This is a genomic window from Leisingera sp. McT4-56 (assembly GCF_020514995.1).
Lineage (GTDB): Bacteria > Pseudomonadota > Alphaproteobacteria > Rhodobacterales > Rhodobacteraceae > Leisingera > Leisingera aquaemixtae_A.
Genome location: NZ_JAJALF010000004.1, coordinates 199,712 through 220,201, shown reverse-complemented (window position 1 = coordinate 220,201; position 20,490 = coordinate 199,712). Strand labels below are relative to the sequence as shown.

Below are 20,490 nucleotides of genomic sequence, written 5' to 3'. Positions count from 1 at the left end.
CGATGCATCCTTTCTCCGCTCAAGATAGCCATCTAAGGTCTTTTTGGGCAAACGCAAACCCGTGATGGGCTATATTTCTGATATGAATGACCCGGATCAGCAGCGCCTGCAGGCACAGATCACCGCCCGGCTGGCAGAGCTTGCGGCAGAGGACGCCCGCGGCGCAGAGGCGCAGGGCGTGGTGGCGCTGGACCAGCAGATGGTGGGACGGCTGTCGCGCATGGACGCCCTGCAGATGCAGGCGATGGCCAAGGCGCAAGCCGCCCGCCGCCAGCTGGAAACCCGGCGCCTGAAGGCCGCGCTGGCCCGCATCGCAGAGGGCGAATACGGCTATTGCGAGGACTGCGGCGAAGACATCGCCCTGAAGCGGCTGGCGCTGGACCCGGCGGCGCTCAAATGCATCTCCTGCGCTTCCGGATAGGCCGGCCTTGAGGTTTTTCGCTTCGGGCTTTGCCGAAACAGCCCGCGCCGCGCGCCTGCGGCGGACGGCGGAGGTGCCGTGCATCCGCAGGTATGGTCAGCCGCTTGGCCGGAAGACAGGCAGCGCCTGATGGTGCAGAGATTTTGCTGAGAGGCGCTTGAGCGCGCATTCTGCGTCCTCAAGACGCCTGCCCAAGTGTATAGCCAGTCTGACAGCCTCAAGGACAAGCCGCGCCGGGGCGCGGGGGCCTGCGGCCCTCCTTGACCCCGCCAGCCTGACGGGTGGATGCCTCCCCGCCCGTCTCCAGCACTACCGACAGTTCCCGCAGCACCAGCCGGGTGCAGCTGAGATAGGCCGCATCATCCAGAAACGGCTCCTCCGCCAATTCGAACCGCCGGGCCGCTGCGCTCAGGCTGCCGTCGCCCCAGCTCCGGTGCAGCCTGCCAAGCACTGCGCAATGCGCTGCCGCCTCCGCCGCACCGCCAAAAATCCGGCGGCAGAGGGAAAGCCGCTGATCCTGCGGCACCCGCAGCAGGGCCCGCGCCACCGCCGACACATCACCGGGCAGCACCGGCTGCCTCATGCCAGCACAACCGTCGCTGCAAGGCCCGCGCCGAACCGGGCAGACCGCTGCGCCACCTCGATCACATCGCCCGCCTGCACCCCGTCCGCCGCCTGCCAAGCGGCCGGATAGCTCCAGGCGGTGCTGGCGGAAACCGCCTCACGCAGCACCGCGGACCCGCGCAGCACCCGGATGCGGTAGGATTCGGTCTCTTCGCCCAGCGGCACCTCCTCCAGGTCCCAGCTGTCGCCCTCGATCCGGGTCCGGCGCACCCACGAGACGCCTGTGTCCTGCCCCAGCCCCCCGTCCAGCCGCAGATGCACCGGCGCATAGGGCCTCAGGCCGATGCCCTCAAAGGCTTCCTGCAGATGCAGGTAGGACGGATCCTCCAGCCCCCGCTGGGCCGGGCCGATCCGGTAGTGCCGCAGCCTGCGGCGCTGCTCCGGCGACAGGTCCATCTGCACCGGCGTGCCGTCCAGCAGCACGACATACGACCCGGCAGGCCAGACCTGCGGCATCAGCGCGTCGCTGCCCAGCTGGCCGCGCAGGCGGCCGCGCAGAAGATAGGTCTGCGGCGCAATCAGCTCCGCCTCGCGGAACTGGAACAGCTCCCAGTTGCCGGCCGTGCCGTCGCCGATGGCCGCGGCATTGGCGCCGTTCAGCACCGCTTCGGCGCTGCGGCTCTCCAGCGTGCCTGAGATCAGCTTTACCTGCAGATCCGCGCCCAGGTCCCAGCGCCCGGGTCCGGCCGCAAACAGCGGCGTCTGCGTGACGCCAATGACCTGCCGCGCTGCAACCACCTGTTCCAGAGCGTAATTCTCATCCGCTTCCGATCCATAGACCGCCACGCTGCCCGGCCAGGCCGCGGCGGTCAGCGCCAGATGCGGCGCATGCGGCACCTCGTCGCCGCGCATCAGCGGCAGGTCCATGAACAACGGCAGCACCGGCCCGGGCGCGGCAAAGGCATTGACCCCCGGCAGCTCCTCCGCCACCGCGGCCAGGTCATAGGTGCCGGGCTCGATCCGCACCGCCTCCAGCATCTGCGCTTCTGCCTGCTCGACCCGGTCGATGCGGTAAAACTGGTCCTTGCCGTCCACCGGCAGCGAGACCACATCCCCCGCACCAAGATGCAGCATCGAGGGCGGCAGCGCGAACCGGACCGTGTCGCGGGAGATCCGCGCCTCTGCCAGCCAGCGGCTGACGGTCTGGCGCGCCTCGGCCCTTGTCAGCGACAGCGGCAGCTCGTTCTGGCTGACGCTGTGCGTTGCCTCATCCGGCAGCACCGCCTCCACCGAGCGCACGGCATGGTCGCCGCCCCACTCGGTGAACCGCAGCCGCACCCTGCCCGCCAGCTCCGCCTCGCTGGCGCGGCTCAGCTCCAGGCTGCTGTCCATCTCATCGCTCACCGCCAGATGCTCCGGCAGCAGCGACGTGCCGCTGCTGCCCTTGCGGGTCCGGAACATCAGGACGCCGCCGCGTTCCACCGCGTCAAACCCGTGCCGCAGCATCAGCGGCTGCAGCACCGCGCGGGCGTCGGCCACATCCGGCACGACATAGCCATGCACCACGCCGTAAAGCTGCGAGACATCAATGTCCTGCAGCCCGGCACGGCGGCACACTTCCTCCACCACCGAGGCCAGCGTGCGCTGCCCGGCCCGCCCGTTCAGCCAGTGGCCGCGCAGGTAGTTTTCGCCGTCGTTCCAGACCTTGCTGCGGCTGGGAAAGGCCGGAAACGGCCGGGCGTCCCAGGCCCAGACATAGGCATTGGCCATGTCCAGCATCGGCCCGCCGTATGCCTCGGAAACCGGATTGTTTTCCGCCGCACCCCAATAGCCCAGAATGGCCCGCAGATACTGGATCTGCATCAGATCGTCCCGCATCCCGTTGGAATGATACGGCAATCTGGATTCTGAGCTTTTCGGGTCCAGGAATTTGTTGGGCTGGTTGGTGCCCTTGTCGATGGCGGCGCAGCCCAGTTCGGTGAACCACACCGGTTTCGACTGCGGCACCCAGGCGGTGGGCGCCTCCTGCCGCACCCCGCCGGTCCGCTCGTGGTGCGGATTGCCCCACCAGCCGCGGATGTCCTTGTAGCGCCACACCCAGGGCTCGCCGTGCGCCCCGTCGGTGATCGGGGTGCGGATCTGCGCCGCCCGCGCGCCGCCGGATCGGTAGTACCAGTCGAACCCCTCGCCGCCCTCCACATTGCCGCGCAGGTAACCAAGGTCATAGATGGCCGGCACGCCCGCCTGCGCATCCAGATGATCCTCGCCGCCGCGCCAGTCGCTCAGCGGCATGTAATTGTCGATGCCGATGAAATCGATGTTGTCGTCCGCCCACAGCGGGTCGAGGTGGAAATACCGGTCGCCCTCCGGCGACTGGTAGCCCCAGTACTCCGACCAGTCGGCGGCATAGCTGATCCTGGTCCCGGCCCCTAGCAGCTGGCGCACCTCTGCCGCCAGCGCCCGCAGCCGGGCCACCGCAGGAAAGCCATTGGCGCCGCGGATCTGGGTCAGCCCCCGCATTTCGGAACTGATGCAGAAGGCCTCGACCCCGCCCGCTACCTTGCACAGCGCCGCATTGTGCAGGATGAAGCGGCTGAGGGTCCATTCCTGCGGGCCGCTGTAGCTGACGCTGCCGCCGCTGACGCTGAAATCGCTGGCCGTGACGCTGCCAAAGAACGCCGCCACCTGCGCATCCGCCGCGGCGGTGCCGTCGGGCGATCCGGGCTGGCCCGGTGCTGCGGACAGGGTGATGCGCCCGCGCCAGGGCAGATGCGGCTGGCCCTCGCCGCCGGTCCAGGGGTCGGGCAGGCTGTTGCCCTCCGCCTGGTCCATCAGGATGAACGGGTAGAACATCACCCGCAGGCCCCGCTTGTGCATCTCCTGGATCGCCTGGATTACCGAGCCGTCGGCCGGCGTGCCGCCGTATTGCGGCGTGCCGTCCTTGGTCAGCACCCGCTCCGCCGCGCTGCGGCTCAGGCCGCTGACGGACCACGGCATGTCTCCCTCGGCGTCCTTGTGCTCCACCTTGGGTTTCAAGCGGCAGCTGCCGCAGCGCAGGTCATTGCCGAACCACGACACGATGAGCGAGGCCGCGCCGCAGCCCGGCAGTTCCTTGCGCAATGCGGTCAAAGAGGTCTTGAGGTCGGACATCCCGGCGTGCGTATGCTCATTGGCGGCCTTGGCATCCCCCGGCCCGCCGGAATAGGTCACGCGGCCGGCAGCCAGCGCGTATTCGCCGGTTCCCGGCATCAGCGCCACGCCCTGCACCAGCTGGCCCAGATCCTCTGCATGGGTGCTGCCGGCGGGCTGTTCGGGGCGCAGCACATCAAAGGAGAACTGCGGCACCCGGTTGCCGAAGCGCGCCAGCGGCACATCCTCCATCACCACGTAAGCCGTGCCGCGGTAGGCTGGCACCTTGCCCGCGCCCTCGACCGCCTCCATCACCGGGTCAGGCAGCTGATCGGCGGTGCCGCGGTAGACGCGCATGTTCAGATCCTTGGGCGACACTTCCTCGCCATCGGCCCAGACCCGCGAGACATGGGCCACCTCCCCCTCGCAGAGCGCAACCGCCAGCGACACGGAGTAGCTGTAGGTGGTCACCTCCGGCTCCGGCGGCCGCGGCCGCCCCTTGCCGCCGCCCCCGCCGCCGGTGGTGGTGGAGGTCTCCAGAAACCGCGAGGACCAGATCACCTGTCCGCCCAGCCGCATCCGGCCATAGACCTGCGCCACCGGCTCTCCTTCGCTGGCCTGGGTCAGCCGGAAACGGTCGACCTTGCCGGTTTCCACGGCTTCGGCGCCGCTGCCCATCAGCCGCTGGTCGATGAGCCGCCCCAGGGTGGCGCCCACCGCCCGGCCGATCACCGCAGAGGACAGGCCCATGACGCTGCCGCCGATTGCGCCGCCAATCGCCGCGCCGGCGGCGGAAAGAACTATGGTTGCCATCAGATCAGCTCCTTGGGGAATTGAAACCGCGCCACGATGCGGCGCTGCCAGGGCGGGCTCAGCAGGCTTTCGACAACCCCGTGGCCGGCATAGGCGTGGATGAAGGCGGGGCCGCAATCAGAAAGGCCCCGCCCGGCAGGCGCCGCCTTCGCGTTTGGCTCCGAAACTCGGGACTGCACCCCCAGATGCTTGGCCACCGATCCTTCGCGCATCCGGAACAGGATCACATCGCCGGCGGCGGCCTCATCCAGCGGCTTCGCCGCCAGATGCCGCGCCGCCGCCTGCCACAGCGCCTCGGCGCCCTGCGGCTCCGACCAGTCCATCGTATAGGCGGGCGGCGCTTCGGGCTCAGCCCCGTAAAGCTCGCGCCACAGGCCTCGGATCAGCCCCAGGCAATCGCATCCCGCGCCCTTGCACGACGCCTGGTGCACATAGGGCGTGCCGATCCAGCCCCTTGCCGCTGCCACCACCCGGCTCATCGCCTGCTGCCCCCGGTGTTGGAGCCCGAGCGGCGCGGCACCGCCATCACCCAGTCCTCGCCGGGGATGTCGGGAAAGCCTTGGAAATTCAGGATATTGTTGAACTTCAGCCGGCAGCTTTCCAGCCGCTTGTCGCAGCCGGCCTCCAGCCGCACCAGATCGCCCGTCGCGACCTGTGCACGGATCGGCTCCCACAGCGAAACCCTGCGCCCCGAGGCGTCGGCCTGATCCGCCTTCACCGCGGCCCACAACCCCTCTGCCGCACCGCTCAGCACCGTCAGGCGGCCATCGCCGAACCAGCCCGGCTCAAACCCCGGCAGCGCGTCCCAGCGGAAATCCTGGCTGCGCACCACCTCTGCCGCTTCCAGCTCCGCGGCATAGCCGGGCGTCTCCAGATCAAAACGGCAAGCAGCATCGCCCAGCACCGCGGTGCAGGGCTTCTGGTAAACCCGCCCCAGCGGCTGGTTCAGCGCCTCAGTGAGCCCGCGCAGCTCTGCCTCAAAGGCGCCGCCGGCGCGGCGGATCTCGCCGATGGAGCCGCGGAACTGCAGCCAGCGCATCGAAACATCCCGCCAGTTGACCAGCCAGCAGCGCACCTCAGCCCCGTCGAACCGGCCCGCTTCGATGTCCTCTTCGTGCACTGCGGCATCGCTCAGAACCCCCAAGGCCTCGGTGTTGTCGACCGACAGGCCGGTGGCCTGTTGCACCGCCCGCGCCGTCAACCCGCTGCCGGGCTGGAACGCGATGCCGTCAAAGGACAGGACGCAGTCGTGGTCGGTGAATCCCAGCACCGCGCCGTCGCGCCGGGTCAGTGCCCAGGCGCGGCAGACGGTGGTGATTCCGGATTGAAGATGGGCGCGCAAATCATTGGAAACACTACTCATACCCGCACCTCCACCACTGGAACCGCGGGCGCCTCGCCGGCCTGAAAAGACGCCACGCTGGTCTGGATGCTGGCAGTGTCAAAGCGCACCGGCACGTCGAATTCAAACCCGGCGCTGATGCTGAGGCCCACCTCCGGCGGATGCGCCAGGATGATGAGGCCGGTGGCGGTGTCCAGCTCGTAATCCACACCTTCGCGCAGCTCGTCCTGCTCGATGCCGACCCGGACGGTACCCGCCACCGGCTTGGCAATCGGGCGCTGGTAGGTGAACTCACCGGACCGGTAGGTCTTGGCGAGCTGGAACGCCACGGTGCTGCCGTCACCCGTTGCGATCACCTGATCGTCGAACGCAACCCCGGCGCTGGGCCGGGCGGATTTGTAATCGCTCCAGTCCTTCCAGCGGAATCCGTAAAGCTGCCCCTGGCGCGCCTCGAAGAAGGCGATCAGCACCTCGATATCCTCCAGCGCACGCAGGCCCAGCCCCGCGTCATAGCGGCGGCGGGAGTGCGCCCAGGGGGTGTTGCGCTCCTCGAAACCATTGGCCAGCGTCACCACATCGGTGCGCCGTTCGGGGCCGCCGACAGAGCCGAAGCTGAGCGAGGCGGGAAAGCGGACTTCGTGAAAATTCATAGTGTTACCCTCCATCCTTAACGGTTGCGCCCGCCGCGGCTCAGCGCCCGCGACAGCTGCGCCGCAATCTGGCTGCGGCTGCGTTCAAAGCCTTTGACGTCGGGGGTGGAGACATTCATCACCACATTGACCGCGCCGCCGCCCTGGCTGCGCACGCCCAGCGAGCCGTCGGCGCCGCGGGTCAGCGGCAGGATCGCCTCCGGCCCGGCCTCGCCCATCAGCCCGGTGGCGCCGCGCATCGGAAACGCCACCGGCCCGGTGACGATGCCGCCCTTGGCAAAAGGCATCACCTTGCCCTGGCTGAAGGCGGCCCCCTGGGCAAAAGGCAGGATGGTTCCGATGAGGCTGCCGATGCCGTCGGAGATCAGCCCGCCCACATGGTTGGTGACCGGTTTCATCGCCGCGTTATAGGTGGTGCGGATCATGCTGTTCCTCAGCGTGTCCATCGCCTCTGACAGGCTGGTGCCATCAAACACCAGATCGTCAAAAGCGCGGCGCAAGCCCTTGGAAAGACTGCGGTCCAGGATCTGCGCGTCGCGGCCTGTCTCGGAAAACCCTTCCTTGACCCGCGCCAGCACCTCGGCAAAGGCGGCGGCCATGCCAGAGGCCCCGTCAAGCGCTTCTCCCAAGGCCTCGCCCTGCAGTTCCAGTTCCGCCATCGCGGATGAGTCAGTCATCTGTTGTCTCCTTGTCCTGCGGGCTTGCCGGGCTGGCGGCGTCCGGGAAGGCCTCCATCAAGGCCGCCAGCCGGTCGCGGCCCAGCGGCTGCGGCGCAGCAGCGTCGCCCAGCATCAGCCGCAGCTCAGCCGGCGTCAGCTGCCAGAAGTCGCGCGGCAACAGTTTCAGCCCTGCGATCCCGGCGCGCATCAGGGCGGGCCAGTCGAGCGCGCTCATGGGCTGTCCGGCACGGCAAAGCTGCGCACCAGAAGTTCCGCCGCCACCCGTGCCGCCTGCATCGGGCCGCCGTCTATGGCGGCGGAGGCGAGGTCCTCGCGGCTGAGCTCATGCCCGCCGCCCTGCAGGCCGGCCGCCAGCAGCGCCAGCACGTCGCGGGCCGAAAACCGGCCCTGCTCGAACCGCTGAACCAGGTCGACAAGCGTGCCTTCCTCCAGCGCGGCCTCAAGCCCTGCCAGCGCGCCCAGCGTCAGCTTCAGCGTGTAAGGCTTTCCATTCACGAGCAATTCTGCCTCGCCTGCCTGCGGGTTCACCATGATCACACCGCCGCAAAGCTGAGCTGGCCGGCGCTGGCGAGCGAGAGTTCATAGGTCGCCTCGCCATTGTGGCTGCCGGCGTATTCCAGCGCGGTCACCTGGAACGGCCCCTGCACGATGCCGAAGTCGGGAATGATCACCTGGAACTCCGGCGTGAGCCCGTCAAAGAACAGCTGCCGCGCGCGTTCGTCCGTCGCCTCGTCGCGGAAGATGCCGGAGCCGGAAATGCTGGCGGAGCGGACGCCGGCGCCGGCCAGCAGTTCGCGCCAGCCGCCCTGGCTTTCGAGGCTGGTAACATCGACGCTTTCGGCGTTGAAGCTGATCCTTGTGGCGCGCAGGCCGGCGATGGTTTCGAACAGGCCGGCGCCGTTCATGTCCACTTTGACCAAGAGGTCCTTGCCGTTTTGAACTGTCATGGGTTTTCTCCAATGCTTTCAGTGCTGCAAGCGTCCCGCCCGGCGGCACGCCGGGCTGCGCCTGCCTGCCCCCCGGCAGGCGCTTTCGCGCCCGCCCTGGCAGCCGCAGCCCTTGTTTTCATGTCTCAAACGTCATCCACCCGCGCCCGGAAGCGCAGGGTGATCTGCCTGCCGCCGGTGCTGAGCCGCTCCGCCTTGGCCCGGTCGAACCAGAGGCCCGTCAGCTGGCCGCGCGGCAGCGGCACTGAGGCGCCGACGAGTGCGTCGCAGACGGCGGCGGCGGCGGATTTGGCGGTGGCAAAACCGGCCATGTCGGTGGTGACGGTGATGAAAAACCGGTGCTCAGCCCCGCCCGCGGATATGTCGGAGCGGTCCAGCACTTCCTCCGACCCCAGGGCCACATAGGTCTGCGGCAAGGGGCCTGTGGGGATGGCGTCATAGATCGCGCTGCCGACCAGTGCGGTGAGGGCCGCATCGCCGGTCAGATGGGTGTAGACGGCGGATTGCAGCCCGCCTGCGATGGCGTAGGTCATGTGCTCACCTCCTCAACCGCGAAACAGGTGAGGTAACGGCCTGCGGGCTCGCTTTCCGCAACCGCATCAATGCGGTAGAGGCGGTTCCCGTCGCGGAAGCGCTGATCAGGGCGCGGGCGGGATGCAAAACCATCCGGGCTGGCGCGCAGGGTGATGCGGTATTTCTGCAAAGACAGGCTGTCGCCGTTCAGACGGCCGCTCAAGGGGTTCACCTCAGCCCAGAGGGTGCCAAGCGCGACCCAGGCTTCCGTGTAGCCGCCGGCGCCGTCGGGGCTGCGCTGGGGGTCCTCCAGCACCAGCTTGCGGGTCAGGTTCGGGGGGCGTTTCATGCCAGGCCTCCCAAGGTCAGCCGCAGGGTGCGGTAGCGTTCGATCAGGCTGGTGACGCCAAAGGGCATGCAGCCGCCATGCAGGCCGGTGTCGGCCCGGTATTCGTAGTAATGCGCCGCCAAGAGCATCACCGCCTGGGCCAGATCGGCGGGCAAACCGCCCCAGTCCGCGGCCATGCCGGCCTGCAGGGTGATCCGTGCCAGGCCGCCCGCGGGAATGGCCGGAAGCAGGCTGGCGGTTGGGCACAGGTGCGGGCGCTGGCTATCGCGCTCCAGATGGTAGGCGGCCGGGTCCAGAACCGTCTCCGCACCGCTGGCGTCGCGGACCATCACCTCTGTCACGTCCTGTACCGGGGCGATGGGGAACACCATCCGGGCACGGTCGCGCCAGTGGCGGATCTCCAGCTCGAAATCGCGTGTAATCAGCGCCTTGCCGGTCCTTCCTTCGATCGCGGCCAGGGCGGCGCGCAGAAAGCCAAACAGCACCTCGTCCTGCAGGCTGTCCTCGCCAAAGCCGGTGCCCAGGCGCAGATGCGCCTTGAACTGGGCCAGCGGCAGGGCGGCCTCGGGCACGGGGGTCACTTCGCTCAGCATCATCATCTCACTCCTGCGGGCCTCCCCCTGAGCCGGCCCGGGTCTGCTGTCCGTTTCCAAGGTTCGGCCGGCACGCACCGTTCCCTGCCGCTCGGACGGAGGGGGAGCAGCTAGACGGCAAGGAAGTATTGGGTGCGTGCCAGCCGGCGGACCGGGCTGCCGGTCCGCCATCAGCGCAAGCGTCAGCTCACGCCGAATTTCATCAGCTTGATCGCGGCAAAGTCGCTGACGTCGCCGCCGACGCGCTTGGTCGCATAGAACAGCACATGCGGCTTGGCGCTGAAGGGATCGCGCAGCACGCGCAGGTCCGGGCGTTCAGCGATGGTGTAGCCGGCGCGGAAGTCGCCGAAGGCGATGGAAAAGCTGTTGGAGGCCGGATCGGGCATGTCCTCGGCGATCAGCACCGGGTAGCCCATCAGGCGCGCAGGCTCCGCCGCGGCCAGCCCGTCGGACCACAGGAAGCGGCCATCGGCGTCCTTCAGCTTCCTGAGCATTCCCGCGGTCTTGGAGTTCATGATGAAGGTGGCATTGGCGCGGTATTCCGCCCCCAGCGCATAGACCAGGTCGATGACCGCATCGCCGTCGCCGACGTCGGCATCGATGCCGGAGGCGATGTAGCCGAGGTTGCCCCAGGTCCAGCTGCCGTTTTCGGCCACAGTGTAGCTGAGGAAGCCGGTGGGCTTGTCGATGCCGTCGCCGTTGATGAAGGCATCGGCCTCGGACCGCGCGAATTTGTCGGCGATGCGTCCGGCCAGCCAGCCCTCGATATCAAAGGCGCTGTCATCGAGCAGCCGCTGCGAGGCCTTGGGCAGCGCGCTGAGTTCGTGCAGCGGGATGGTGATGCGGTCGATCGAGCCGGTGGCGGTTTCTGCTGCGGGGTCCGTTTCGGTCGCCCAGCCGGCGCCCATTTCGCTGTGGTCGATCAGCACGTCATAGGAGGTTGCCTCCACATGCACCACCGAGGCCACCGAACGGATCGAGGCGGAGGCGTTCAGCACCGATTTCACGGTCTCCGCGGTCTGCGGGTCGACCAGGTAGCCGCCGTCGCTGTTGACGGCCGTGGACATTGCCTTGCCGTCCAGTTCGAGGCCGCGCAGGCCGTCGTCGTCGCCGCTGCGCAGGTAGGCGTTGAACGCCTTCTGATGCGGAGCGCCGGCGTCCTGGCTGGCGGCCAGATGGGGGCGGTTCGGAGAGATTGTCTTACGGTCCAGCATGTTCACTCGCTCTTCTGCCTGTTTCAGCCTTGATTGCACGTCGTCCTGAAACCCCTTGAATTCATGAAGAAAGCCGGTAATGGCCTGTTTCACTTCATGCGCCAGGGGCGCTGCATCCCCGGTTTGGGCCGGGAGGTCTTGATTGCTCATGATGAGTGTCCTGTTCTGAGGTCACGGGTGATCTGGCGCAGGCCGTCGGCCAGGGCGCGCAGCGCTTGCGCTTCCGCCTCCAGCGCGGCGGAGGATTTGCCCGCCACCCGCGCGGCCGGCAGCATCGGGAAGGTGACCAGCGACACCTCCCACAGTTCCACCTGGGTCAGATGGCGGGTGCCGTCCGGGGCGCGGGTGGCTTTCAAAGTGCGGTAGCCGATCGAGAGGCCGTCAATGGCGCCTGCCTCGATCAGCGCGGCAGCCTCGGCGCCCTTGGGGGTGGCGGTGAGGATGCGGCCTTTTACATAAAGGCCGCGCGCATCCTCGCGCACCTCGTCCCAGACGCCGATGGGCTGGTGCGGGTCGTGCTGCCACAGCATCTTGACGCTGCGGCCCTGATCGCGGAGCGCCTTGAGCGAGGCGGCATAGGCGCCGCGCTCGACCACATCGCCGCCCTGGTCAGTCTGGCCGAACAGGCTGGCGTAGCCCTTGATCTCGGTTGCGTCCTTCAGCGAGAGATCCTCGCCGAAGCGTGCGAATTTATGTTCCAGCTGGGGTGTTCCCTGCATCATGTCTGCCTCGCAAGTCTTTGGAGTTACGGCAATTGCACCGCCAGGAAGGATTGGAAGGCCTGCGCCAGGATTACCGCGGCGACGCCGTAGACAGTGAGCCAGAGGCGTTTTTCCAGCCGCTCCATCATCTGTTCGATCCGGTCGAGGCGGCGGTTCATGGCCTCATGCTGGATCTGGGCCACCCGCTCATGGGCGGACAGGCGCAATCCCGGTGAACAATCGAATGCGTGCATCGGGTGCTCAGTCATCCTGTCCGCCCTCCGTCTGCGGTGCGGCTGGGGCTTCTGTGGGCAACCCCAGCAGCTGCCGCTTTTCCGCAGGTGTGAGGAAATCCGCGGAAGCGACCCGCCGCCACTGCGCCTCGCGCTCTGCCGCCAATGCGGGCAGCTGGTCGAGGTCGGGCTTCAGTGTCAGCGCGTCGCCGGTCCAGGTGGCCAGCCAGTCACCCAACGCGGCGGTCACCTTGGAGACTAGGGGCAGCACGGTCAGCCGGTAGAAGGCGCGGTTGGCCTCCTGGTAATTGGCGTAGGTCGCATCGCCGGGGATGCCGATCAGCATCGGCGGCACCCCGAAGGCCAGCGCGATTTCGCGGGCGGCGGTGTCCTTGGTCTTCTGGAATTCCATGTCGGAGGGCGAAAACCCCATCGGCTTCCAATCCAGCCCGCCCTCCAGCACCATCGGGCGGCCGGCGTTCTGGGCACCCTGGAAATTTGTTTGAATCTCTTCACTTAGGTGGCGGAATTGATCGTCTGACATCTGGCCCTGGCCGTCGGAGCCGGTCCAGACCAGCGCGCCGGAGGGACGGGCTGCGTTGTCCAAGAGCGCCTTGGACCAGCGGGAGGCGGCGTTGTGAACGTCAATCGCCATTGCCGCCGACTGCAGGGCCGAGAGGCCGTAGTGGTCGTCCTGCGGGTGGAAGCTCTTGATATGGCAGATGGGGGAATTGCCGGGTTCGTTGGCGAAGCGGTGCTTGCGCCCGCCCACCACATAGTCGAAGCCTGCGGGCCAGCCGTCCGGCCCCGGCACCACATTCATCCGGTCGGAGCGCAGCACATGCAGTTCTGCGGGCGCGGCATCCTCTGCCGCGACCATCTCGACATAGGCGTTGCCGGACAGCAGCAGGTGGCCGTAGAGCGCCTCCAGCAGTTCGGCCTGGGTCTGCGCCGGGTTGGGGCGCGCCAGCAGCGCCAGCCAGGGGTGGGTGTCATAGCGCCGGCGGTTGTCCTGCAGCACCAGCGGTACTGCGGCGGCGGCCTCGGCAATGAGACGGATCACCCGGTGCGTGACCGGATTGCCGGCAAAGCCGCTGCGGGTCAGGGAGACGGTGTCGCGCGGGCTCCAGGCGATGCGGCCGGCGCCGTGCCAGGAGACCACGCGGGCGGTCTGGCTGGCCTTCTGTTCCAGGCCCGGATTTTCGGGGCCCGGTTTCCGGGGGTCCGGCGTTGTGCGCCGCAGCAGGTCAAAGACCATTGTCCGCTCCTCAGGTTGTTCCTATCCGGCGCTGGATCCCCTTGGGGCTGCTGCGCCTTTGCTGAGGATCATTGATGCCGGAAAGGCCTGAAGATTTGGCAAGCGGTGCGTACGGTGGGTGCGCAACACCCCACCCCAACCATCTGAATAAAAACAGAAACCGCCCGTTGCGCAGCGGGCGGTTTGCGGAGATCACGAAGGGCAGCGCCGGTCCGCGGGTGGGCGTGAAGCGCCCGCCCCATCGTGCTGGAAGCACGCCTCCGGCATGACGGAGGGCGGACGGGCGCTGCCCGGCCTGCGGCCAGGCGGTTGGTTTTGAGAAGTTCTAGAGCACTCTGACCTGCGGCCTGCGCAGGTTGGCAGCCGGCTGTATGATCAGCTCATGCAGCGCCCAGACCAGCGCATCCACCCGGTCGGGCGAGCCGCTGCCGCGGTAGCCTTGCGGGGTCATCTGGCACATCTGGTCCTCCAGCTCTCCAAGCCCGGGAAGGTGAAACACCCGGCCTTGCTCGTATAGGGCTGCCACCGGTTCGGCGCGGGCGGATTTGCCTTTCTTCGCGTGGAGCGCGCGGAACGGCACCAGCGGGTCGGCCTGGCGCAGCACGGTTTCGACCAATGCGCCGCCCTGGTTGACCTCTGCCACCACCCGCTCGGCGCCAAAGCGGTCGCGGGCGGCGATCACCGCCTGCGCCCAGGCGAGCGGCCCCACGCCCTGCACGGTGCAATCGGCCAGCACATAGGCCTGCCAGTCCTGCGGCGGGCCGTGGGTGACGGCCCCCGCCACCACGATGCCGCAGGCGTCTGAGTTCTTGCCTGCGCTCACCGCCGGGTCGACGGCGACCACCACCCGGTCCAAGGGCGGCGCCTCTGCCACCTGGGCCTCCACCAGTGCTGCAGTGGACCAGAGCGCGCCCTGGATGTCCGACAGCATCACCCCGTCCAGCTCCTGCCGCCCCAGACGGGTGCCTGCGTAGCGCGCCCGCACCTCCGCCAGGAAGGAGGGCGCGAGGTTGGCGCGGTTGGCCTCTGTCGCGGCGTGGGTGGTGACGGTGCTGGGCGAGGCCAGGAGCCGTTTCAGCACGGGCGCGTTGCGCGGTGTGGTGGTGACGCAGACACGCGGGTCCTGGCCCAGCCGCAGCGCGAATTGCAGCATGTCCCAGCTCTCCTGCCCCTTCTTCCACTTGGCCAGCTCATCCGCCCAGGCGGCGTCGAACTGGGGCCCGCGCAACGCTTCATGGTCGTGGGCGGAAAACGCCTGCGCCTCGGCGCCGTTGGGCCAGATCAGCTTGCGCTCCGACGCTTTCCACTTGGGGCGCCGGTCGGGCGGCGAGCAGGCCAGGATGCCGCTGTCGCCGTGGATCATCACGTCGCGCACCTGGTCATAGGTTTCCGCCACCAGCGCGATGCGCCGCGCGGTGCCGGGATCATAGGGGCTGGCCCCTTCGGCCAGCGAGCGGACCCATTCGGCCCCTGCCCGCGTCTTGCCGGCGCCGCGCCCCCCAAGGATCACCCAGGCGCGCCAGCCGCCATCCGGCGGGCGCTGGTGGTCCAGCGCCCAGATATGGAAGAGATGCGGCAGCGCGCAGAGCGATTTGCGGTCCAGCTCATTCAAGAAGAAGTTCAGGAGCGAGGGCGGCACGCAGGCGAGAAAGTCCGCGCTCGACAGCTGCGCGCGCCGCGCCGAGATCGAGTTCGTGTTCGGATTTGAGCATGCGGGCGAATTCGGTGCTTTGTTCTGCAATGACTTTCTCCACTTTCTGGCAATCCCGGATCAGGCCCTCGAGGCGGCTGATCTGGGCGTTGGCGCCGGTGCTCTCATCACCGCCGGTGGTTTCAAGCTGCTCCCGAAGCTCCTCCGCCGCGTTGCGCAGGCGGTGCATGCTCTCCTGCAGGGATCGCAGGAGATCGGCGGTGTAATGCACCTGCCGCTGCAGGACGGCGGCACCGTCCTGTTCTGGTGTCTGGTCTGTCATGATGTGCTCTGCCTCATGCGTTTTTGTCCGCACAAGAGAAAGACAGGACGGCCGCCGGCGGAGGGGTCCGGGGCCGTCCATGTTTCTTCCAGCTGCACCACAACCTATACGAGATTTTGCTGCAAAAGTCAAGGTTTGCAGGGAGGGGTGCGTACGGTGGCTGCGCAACGGGGCTGGCGGGTGATTTGACGCGCGCACATGGCTCAGGCAGAGTCTGGACATGGCACAAACCGTATTGCTCGATGTGTCCGGCGTCCTCTACCAGGGCAGCCGGGCAATTCCAGGGGCCGTGCAGGCCCTGTCGCGGCTGCGGGCTGCCGGGCGGCAGGTGCGCTGCCTCACCAATTCCACCCGGCGGCCGAAGCGGCGCATCGTGGCCAAGCTTCAGGACCTCGGTTTCGACATCCAGCCGGAGGAGGTTTTCACACCGGTCGCCGCCGCACTGGCGTGGCTGGAGCGCACCGGCCACAGCCCGCATTTGCTGGTCCATCCGGCGCTTGAGGAAGAGTTTCGCGGCTGCAAGGACGGCGGCCCGCCCGCGGTGGTCATCGGCGACGCTGGCGAGGCTTTCAGCTATGACAACATGAACCGCGCTTTCCGGGTGCTGCTGGAGGGCGCGCCATTGATTGCGCTGGCGGACAACCGTGTTTTCCTGGACGGGGACGGCCGGCTGAGCCTGGACGCCGGCCCGTTCATCAAGGTGCTGGAATTTGCCGGCGATGCCAAGCCGAAGCTGTTCGGCAAACCCGATCCGGAGTTCTTCCGGGCTGCCGTGGCCAGCACCGGTGCAGAGCCGCAGCAAGCGGCGATGATCGGCGATGATGCGGAAAGCGATGTGGCGGGTGCCTTGGCGGCCGGGCTGGCGGCAGGCTATCTGGTGCGGACCGGAAAGTACCGCAAAGGCGACGAGAGCCGCTGCAAACCGGCGCCGACCGCCACAGTTGCGGATGTGCAAGAAGCAGTGGACCGCCTGCTGGCGCAGGATGGCGAATGATCTGCGCCCCTTGCGGCGGTGGACCTTCCAGCCACAAAAAAGGGCGCCCTGCGGCGCCCTTCCCTTTGTCCGTTGCCTCAGCTTCAGTTGTTCTGCTGCTGGGCTTCGATCTCGCGCCATTTGGCCACGTTCCTGTTGTGCTCGTCCAGCGTCTCGGCAAAGGCATGGCCGCCGGTGCCGTCGGCAACGAAGAACACGTAGTCCGTGGTCTCCGGGTTCACCGCGGCCTCGAGGCTGGCAAGCCCCGGGTTGGCGATGGGCGTCGGCGGCAGGCCCTCGATCACATAGGTGTTCCAGGGGGTGGCCTTGCGCAGCTCGCTCTGGCGCAAACCGCGGCCCAAGACCCCCTCGCCCTTGGTGACGCCATAGATCACCGTCGGGTCGGTCTGCAGGCGCATGCCGCGGTTGAGGCGGTTGGTGAAGACAGAGGCGACCAGGCCGCGTTCCTCGGCGACGCCGGTTTCCTTCTCGATGATCGAGGCAAGGATCAGCATCTCCTCGGGGCTGGTGACAGCGGCGTTTTCGGACCGGCCTTCCCAGGCGGCGTTGATGCGCAGCTGCTGGCGCTCCTGCATCTCGGCCAGCACGGCGGCGCGCTCGGTGCCCGGTGTGACCTCGTAGCTGTCAGGCGCCAGCAGGCCCTCGGCCGGGCGCTCGCCGGGCTCGCCGTCCAGCACGTCCATGGCTTTGAGCGCCTCGACCACCTGCCAGCTGGTCACGCCTTCGGCCAGCGCGATGCGGTAGCGGGTGTCGGCGTCCTGGCGGGTTTCGGTGTACTCAGACGGGGCCTCATCCTCGCCGAGGATGAAATCGGCGATGTCTTCGAACTTGTTGGTCGCCGGGTCCAGTTCGCGGACCAGGGTCTGGGTGCGGGTCACGCCGACGCGGTAGACGATCTCGGTGCCGCAGGTGGAGGCGCCGGAATGGGTGATCTCGTCAACGATCCGCTCCATCGAGGCGCCCGGCTCCACCAGGAAGCTGCCGGCCTTCAGCTGGCCGGTCTTCTCGCTGTACTTGGCGCCGAGGCGGAAGATGGTGGCGGAGGACACCGCTCCTTGCGCCTCGAGGTCGCGGCTGACGCGGGCCATGTTGGAGCCGCGCTCCACCCGCAGGCAGATGGCGGTGTCCAGCGGGCCTTCGGAGGTGTACTGCGACTGGCCCCACAGGATGACGCCGCCCAGCAGGAACAGGGCGGCGATCAGGACCGTCAGCATATTGGAGGCGAGGCTGCGCCACATCACTTGGGTTTCCCGAAGATCACCGAAGCGTTGGTGCCGCCGAAGCCGAAGGAGTTCGACAGCGCCACGTCGATCTTGCGCTCGCGCTTGGCGTTGGGCGCCAGGTCGACCGGGGTTTCGACAGCGGGGTTGTCGAGGTTGATGGTCGGTGGCGCCACCTGGTCGCGGATCGCCAGGATCGAGAAGATCGCCTCAATCGCGCCGGCAGCACCCAGCAGGTGGCCGGTGGCGGATTTGGTCGAGGACATGGTGACATTGGCCGCATGGTTGCCCAGCAGCCGCTCAACCGCGCCCAGTTCGATGGTGTCGGCCATGGTCGAGGTGCCGTGGGCGTTGATGTAGTCGATGGCAGAGGCGTCCAGCCCTGCGTTGGCCAGAGCCGCCTTCATCGAGCGCTCGCCGCCTTCACCGTCCTCGGAAGGCGCGGTGATGTGGTAGGCGTCGCCCGACAGGCCGTAGCCCAGTACCTCGGCATAGATCTTGGCGCCGCGGGCCTTGGCGTGCTCGTAGTCTTCCAGCACCACGATGCCGGCGCCCTCGCCCATGACAAAGCCGTCACGGTCGGCGTCATAGGGGCGCGAGGCCTTGGTGGGGTCGTCAGCGCGTTTGGTGGACAGCGCCTTGCAGGCGTTGAAGCCGGCAATGCCGATCTCGCAGATCGCCGCCTCGGCGCCGCCCGCGATCATCACGTCGGCGTCGCCGGATTTGATCAGCCGGGCCGCGTCGCCGATGGCGTGGGCGCCGGTCGAGCAGGCGGTCACGACGGAGTGGTTCGGGCCCTTGAAGCCGAAGCGGATCGAGACCTGGCCGGAGATCAGGTTGATCAGCGCACCGGGGATGAAGAACGGCGACACCCGGCGGGGGCCTTTTTCCTTGATCATCACCGCGGTGTCGGCGATCGACGACAGCCCGCCGATGCCGGAGCCGATCATCACGCCGGTGCGCAGGCGGCTTTCCTCGTCCTCGGGCGTCCAGCCGGCGTCGCGCACGGCCATGTCGGCGGCAGCGATGCCATAGAGGATGAAGTCGTCAATCTTCTTCTGCTCTTTCTTGATCACCCAGTCATCCGGGTTGAAAGTGCCATCCGCACCGTCGCCGCGCGGAACCTCGCAGGCGTAGGTGGTGGTGACGCCGCTGGCTTCGGCGTCAAACAGGGTGATGGGGCCTGCACCCGACTGGCCGTCCAGCAACCGGGACCAGGTTTCTTCGACTCCGCTGGCCAGCGGGGTAACCAGGCCCAGTCCGGTGACAACTACTCGACGCATTCCTTGCTCTCCTTTGCCTCGGCAATCCGTCTGTCCAAATAGCTTGGAATGGCCCGAAGGTGCAAGAGCGGGCGCGCAGACCGTTTTACGGGACGTAACATGCAAAATTGCAGCAAGTTTTCCCTGCGTGAACGCTTCATTAACTACTCCCCTTCAGGTTGACAGCATCCGAACCAAGAAACTTGGCGGCTGAATTCAGTGCCGCCGGTGCGGGCTGGAGCTCTGGGCCATTTTGCCTCCAGCCCGTTCTTTTTTTGCGCGTCCCCTGCTTCAAGTTCACTATAAGCCCCTCCTTATTGCCGGAACGGTGCCGTCCGGCCCGGTGATGGGACGGCGGTGCCGTGCCTGTGCGCACCGGAAGGGCTGTTTGCCGCGGCAGGTCTTGGCCCGCGCCGGATGCAGCCAGCGGGGCGCAGCACACGGAGTTTTTACAGAAATCTTTAATGGCAGGCTTCCGCGTTAACCTCAGATTCGTTTCTGTAGGCGAGGATTGCCTCCGGAGAGATGTAAGGAAGACCCTGCCATGCGCAAATGGCTGCCGACAGCTGCACTTCTGCTGACAATTTTCCTGCTGCCCGCGCGTGCGGGCGCATCCTGCGCCGTGCATCAGGATCTCTCCGACCTGAACCGGGCTTCGGCCGGGTTCCTGACGTTCCTCGATACCGGCCAGGGCGCCTATCACGTCCAGCAGCTGAACAGCTGGCTCAGCGCGAATCCGCCTGCGCCCTTGCGGCAGCGGATGCGGGCGGTGGGCATCCAGTCCGCCGAGGGCGGCACGCTGAAGCTGATGCAGCAGCATACTGTTCTGCTGCAGATGCTTGCCAGCCAAGGCCGCACGGCAGCGCTGGAAAGCGCCCGCCACATGGGCATGTTCGAGCTGCAGGCGGCCTATGGCACGCTGGTCGAGGCGCTGCCCTGCGACCAGTTCAAGGAAGACGGCTATGGCAGCAAGCTGGTGGCGATCAACGCCAATGATGCCCGCCAGCGCCAGCAGATCATCAATGCGGCAATTGCCTGGGTATCGTTCCTGGTGCTGGGCGGCAGCGTTCTGTATTTCCTGGACCGGATCGGCATCCGCAAGATCCGCCGCACCAAACGCTACCCCTGCGCGGTGCCTTGCGTGCTGCAGGCCGGCGGGCGGACCGTGCAGGCGCATCTGGTGGATCTCAGCCGGGCCGGCGCCAAGGTGCGCCCGGACACCCCCTGCCAAGCTTCCGGACGCGTCCGGCTGTCCTTTGGCGGCCATACGGTGGATGCTCAGGTGCGCTGGAAGACGGCCGATTACATCGGCGTCCAGTTTGTGCAGGAGTTCAATTTCATGCAGCTGCACCGTCTGCTGGAGGCCTTTCCGATGGAGGATGGCGGCCTGCGCGAAGAAGTGCGGCTTGGCCTGTGACGCGCAGCCTGCAGCGCGGCCTGTAAGCCGCCCGCCCTTTACATCGCCCCCCTGCCCCTGACGGCGGCTGGCGCCGCCCGGCACCGCTGACACCCGAACACCCGGATCGCGCCGTTTCCGCTGCGCCGCCCGGCCGCAGCGGGTTTCAATTGCCTTTCCCGATTGCCTCTCTCGCCCGGCCAGGATGCCAGCCTGTCCGGCCCTGACGCTTTTACGG

23 protein-coding genes are annotated in these 20,490 nt (G+C 67.5%); 3 read left to right on the top strand and 20 right to left on the bottom strand.

Annotated elements, in window-relative coordinates:
• Window positions 1–64: 64 nt before the first annotated feature.
• Window positions 65–421, top strand: a complete 357-nt coding sequence (locus LHL23_RS08105; RefSeq protein WP_226429457.1) for a TraR/DksA family transcriptional regulator — start codon at window positions 65–67, stop codon at window positions 419–421.
• 217 nt (window positions 422–638) lie between these two features.
• Here LHL23_RS08105 and LHL23_RS08100 read toward each other — a convergent pair whose 3' ends face one another.
• From LHL23_RS08100 to LHL23_RS08015, 18 genes are all read right to left on the bottom strand, one after another.
• Complete coding sequence (locus LHL23_RS08100; RefSeq protein ID WP_226429456.1) at window positions 639–1,004, bottom strand: DUF7742 family protein; 366 nt, start codon at window positions 1,002–1,004, stop codon at window positions 639–641.
• Window positions 1,001–4,927 (bottom strand): baseplate multidomain protein megatron, encoded by a 3,927-nt coding sequence (locus LHL23_RS08095; RefSeq protein ID WP_226429455.1) that lies wholly within the window; start codon window positions 4,925–4,927, stop codon window positions 1,001–1,003. Before LHL23_RS08095 ends, LHL23_RS08100 begins: the two co-directional genes overlap by 4 nt.
• Window positions 4,927–5,406 carry an NlpC/P60 family protein gene (locus LHL23_RS08090; protein WP_226429454.1) on the bottom strand — a complete coding sequence of 160 codons (480 nt, stop codon included), beginning with the start codon at window positions 5,404–5,406 and terminating at the stop codon, window positions 4,927–4,929. The genes LHL23_RS08095 and LHL23_RS08090 overlap by 1 nt, the downstream gene beginning before the upstream one ends.
• The gene (locus tag LHL23_RS08085; protein ID WP_226429453.1) at window positions 5,403–6,290 is read right to left on the bottom strand and encodes a DUF2163 domain-containing protein; all 888 of its coding nucleotides are present in this window, start codon (window positions 6,288–6,290) and stop codon (window positions 5,403–5,405) included. The genes LHL23_RS08090 and LHL23_RS08085 overlap by 4 nt, the downstream gene beginning before the upstream one ends.
• Window positions 6,287–6,919 carry a DUF2460 domain-containing protein gene (locus LHL23_RS08080; RefSeq protein WP_226429452.1) on the bottom strand — a complete coding sequence of 211 codons (633 nt, stop codon included), beginning with the start codon at window positions 6,917–6,919 and terminating at the stop codon, window positions 6,287–6,289. The genes LHL23_RS08085 and LHL23_RS08080 overlap by 4 nt, the downstream gene beginning before the upstream one ends.
• 17 nt (window positions 6,920–6,936) lie before the next feature.
• Window positions 6,937–7,596, bottom strand: coding sequence for a phage tail tape measure protein (locus LHL23_RS08075; protein ID WP_226429451.1), 660 nt, complete (start codon window positions 7,594–7,596; stop codon window positions 6,937–6,939).
• Window positions 7,589–7,813 (bottom strand): rcc01693 family protein, encoded by a 225-nt coding sequence (locus LHL23_RS08070; RefSeq protein WP_226429450.1) that lies wholly within the window; start codon window positions 7,811–7,813, stop codon window positions 7,589–7,591. Before LHL23_RS08070 ends, LHL23_RS08075 begins: the two co-directional genes overlap by 8 nt.
• Entirely contained in the window at window positions 7,810–8,130 is a 321-nt protein-coding gene (locus LHL23_RS08065; RefSeq protein ID WP_226429449.1) for a gene transfer agent family protein, read from the bottom strand. Before LHL23_RS08065 ends, LHL23_RS08070 begins: the two co-directional genes overlap by 4 nt.
• Window positions 8,131–8,132: 2 nt before the next feature.
• Window positions 8,133–8,546, bottom strand: coding sequence for a phage major tail protein, TP901-1 family (locus LHL23_RS08060; protein WP_039170035.1), 414 nt, complete (start codon window positions 8,544–8,546; stop codon window positions 8,133–8,135).
• A 125-nt stretch (window positions 8,547–8,671) separates the two neighbouring features.
• Window positions 8,672–9,079 (bottom strand): DUF3168 domain-containing protein, encoded by a 408-nt coding sequence (locus LHL23_RS08055; RefSeq protein ID WP_226429448.1) that lies wholly within the window; start codon window positions 9,077–9,079, stop codon window positions 8,672–8,674.
• Window positions 9,076–9,408: a head-tail adaptor protein gene (locus LHL23_RS08050; protein WP_226429447.1), complete on the bottom strand. Its 333-nt coding sequence runs from the start codon at window positions 9,406–9,408 to the stop codon at window positions 9,076–9,078. Before LHL23_RS08050 ends, LHL23_RS08055 begins: the two co-directional genes overlap by 4 nt.
• Entirely contained in the window at window positions 9,405–10,004 is a 600-nt protein-coding gene (locus LHL23_RS08045) for a head-tail connector protein (protein WP_226429446.1), read from the bottom strand. Before LHL23_RS08045 ends, LHL23_RS08050 begins: the two co-directional genes overlap by 4 nt.
• 179 nt (window positions 10,005–10,183) lie before the next feature.
• Complete coding sequence (locus LHL23_RS08040; protein ID WP_226429445.1) at window positions 10,184–11,365, bottom strand: phage major capsid protein; 1,182 nt, start codon at window positions 11,363–11,365, stop codon at window positions 10,184–10,186.
• Window positions 11,362–11,937 (bottom strand): HK97 family phage prohead protease, encoded by a 576-nt coding sequence (locus LHL23_RS08035; protein WP_226429444.1) that lies wholly within the window; start codon window positions 11,935–11,937, stop codon window positions 11,362–11,364. Before LHL23_RS08035 ends, LHL23_RS08040 begins: the two co-directional genes overlap by 4 nt.
• A 23-nt stretch (window positions 11,938–11,960) precedes the next feature.
• Window positions 11,961–12,185 (bottom strand): GTA head formation protein, RCAP_rcc01685 family, encoded by a 225-nt coding sequence (locus LHL23_RS08030; RefSeq protein WP_222475949.1) that lies wholly within the window; start codon window positions 12,183–12,185, stop codon window positions 11,961–11,963.
• Complete coding sequence (locus LHL23_RS08025; protein WP_226429443.1) at window positions 12,178–13,407, bottom strand: phage portal protein; 1,230 nt, start codon at window positions 13,405–13,407, stop codon at window positions 12,178–12,180. The genes LHL23_RS08030 and LHL23_RS08025 overlap by 8 nt, the downstream gene beginning before the upstream one ends.
• Window positions 13,408–13,732: 325 nt before the next feature.
• Window positions 13,733–15,019, bottom strand: coding sequence for a DNA-packaging protein (locus tag LHL23_RS08020; protein WP_226429442.1), 1,287 nt, complete (start codon window positions 15,017–15,019; stop codon window positions 13,733–13,735).
• Window positions 15,012–15,380, bottom strand: a complete 369-nt coding sequence (locus tag LHL23_RS08015; protein ID WP_222475953.1) for a hypothetical protein — start codon at window positions 15,378–15,380, stop codon at window positions 15,012–15,014. The genes LHL23_RS08020 and LHL23_RS08015 overlap by 8 nt, the downstream gene beginning before the upstream one ends.
• Before the next feature lie 220 nt (window positions 15,381–15,600).
• On the opposite strand from LHL23_RS08015, the gene LHL23_RS08010 reads away from it, so the two are divergent.
• Window positions 15,601–16,374 carry a TIGR01458 family HAD-type hydrolase gene (locus LHL23_RS08010; RefSeq protein WP_226429441.1) on the top strand — a complete coding sequence of 258 codons (774 nt, stop codon included), beginning with the start codon at window positions 15,601–15,603 and terminating at the stop codon, window positions 16,372–16,374.
• A gap of 83 nt (window positions 16,375–16,457) precedes the next feature.
• On the opposite strand, the gene mltG is transcribed toward LHL23_RS08010, so the two are convergent.
• Complete coding sequence (mltG, locus tag LHL23_RS08005) at window positions 16,458–17,612, bottom strand: endolytic transglycosylase MltG (RefSeq protein ID WP_226429470.1); 1,155 nt, start codon at window positions 17,610–17,612, stop codon at window positions 16,458–16,460.
• Window positions 17,612–18,877 (bottom strand): beta-ketoacyl-ACP synthase II, encoded by a 1,266-nt coding sequence (gene fabF / locus LHL23_RS08000; protein ID WP_222475955.1) that lies wholly within the window; start codon window positions 18,875–18,877, stop codon window positions 17,612–17,614. The genes mltG and fabF overlap by 1 nt, the downstream gene beginning before the upstream one ends.
• Before the next feature lie 523 nt (window positions 18,878–19,400).
• On the opposite strand from fabF, the gene LHL23_RS07995 reads away from it, so the two are divergent.
• A complete protein-coding gene (locus LHL23_RS07995; RefSeq protein WP_226429440.1) occupies window positions 19,401–20,273 on the top strand; it encodes a PilZ domain-containing protein in 873 nt (290 codons plus the stop codon).
• The last annotated feature ends 217 nt before the right edge of the window (window positions 20,274–20,490 follow it).

Coding starts and splice junctions, on each gene's coding strand:
- LHL23_RS08105 (WP_226429457.1), top strand. CDS start 65: ATGGGCTATATTTCTGATATGAATGACCCGGATCAGCAGCGCCTGCAG.
- LHL23_RS08100 (WP_226429456.1), bottom strand. CDS start 1,004: ATGAGGCAGCCGGTGCTGCCCGGTGATGTGTCGGCGGTGGCGCGGGCC.
- LHL23_RS08095 (WP_226429455.1), bottom strand. CDS start 4,927: ATGGCAACCATAGTTCTTTCCGCCGCCGGCGCGGCGATTGGCGGCGCA.
- LHL23_RS08090 (WP_226429454.1), bottom strand. CDS start 5,406: ATGAGCCGGGTGGTGGCAGCGGCAAGGGGCTGGATCGGCACGCCCTAT.
- LHL23_RS08085 (WP_226429453.1), bottom strand. CDS start 6,290: ATGAGTAGTGTTTCCAATGATTTGCGCGCCCATCTTCAATCCGGAATC.
- LHL23_RS08080 (WP_226429452.1), bottom strand. CDS start 6,919: ATGAATTTTCACGAAGTCCGCTTTCCCGCCTCGCTCAGCTTCGGCTCT.
- LHL23_RS08075 (WP_226429451.1), bottom strand. CDS start 7,596: ATGACTGACTCATCCGCGATGGCGGAACTGGAACTGCAGGGCGAGGCC.
- LHL23_RS08070 (WP_226429450.1), bottom strand. CDS start 7,813: ATGAGCGCGCTCGACTGGCCCGCCCTGATGCGCGCCGGGATCGCAGGG.
- LHL23_RS08065 (WP_226429449.1), bottom strand. CDS start 8,130: ATGGTGAACCCGCAGGCAGGCGAGGCAGAATTGCTCGTGAATGGAAAG.
- LHL23_RS08060 (WP_039170035.1), bottom strand. CDS start 8,546: ATGACAGTTCAAAACGGCAAGGACCTCTTGGTCAAAGTGGACATGAAC.
- LHL23_RS08055 (WP_226429448.1), bottom strand. CDS start 9,079: ATGACCTACGCCATCGCAGGCGGGCTGCAATCCGCCGTCTACACCCAT.
- LHL23_RS08050 (WP_226429447.1), bottom strand. CDS start 9,408: ATGAAACGCCCCCCGAACCTGACCCGCAAGCTGGTGCTGGAGGACCCC.
- LHL23_RS08045 (WP_226429446.1), bottom strand. CDS start 10,004: ATGATGCTGAGCGAAGTGACCCCCGTGCCCGAGGCCGCCCTGCCGCTG.
- LHL23_RS08040 (WP_226429445.1), bottom strand. CDS start 11,365: ATGAGCAATCAAGACCTCCCGGCCCAAACCGGGGATGCAGCGCCCCTG.
- LHL23_RS08035 (WP_226429444.1), bottom strand. CDS start 11,937: ATGATGCAGGGAACACCCCAGCTGGAACATAAATTCGCACGCTTCGGC.
- LHL23_RS08030 (WP_222475949.1), bottom strand. CDS start 12,185: ATGACTGAGCACCCGATGCACGCATTCGATTGTTCACCGGGATTGCGC.
- LHL23_RS08025 (WP_226429443.1), bottom strand. CDS start 13,407: ATGGTCTTTGACCTGCTGCGGCGCACAACGCCGGACCCCCGGAAACCG.
- LHL23_RS08015 (WP_222475953.1), bottom strand. CDS start 15,380: ATGACAGACCAGACACCAGAACAGGACGGTGCCGCCGTCCTGCAGCGG.
- LHL23_RS08010 (WP_226429441.1), top strand. CDS start 15,601: ATGGCACAAACCGTATTGCTCGATGTGTCCGGCGTCCTCTACCAGGGC.
- mltG (WP_226429470.1), bottom strand. CDS start 17,612: ATGTGGCGCAGCCTCGCCTCCAATATGCTGACGGTCCTGATCGCCGCC.
- fabF (WP_222475955.1), bottom strand. CDS start 18,877: ATGCGTCGAGTAGTTGTCACCGGACTGGGCCTGGTTACCCCGCTGGCC.
- LHL23_RS07995 (WP_226429440.1), top strand. CDS start 19,401: ATGCGCAAATGGCTGCCGACAGCTGCACTTCTGCTGACAATTTTCCTG.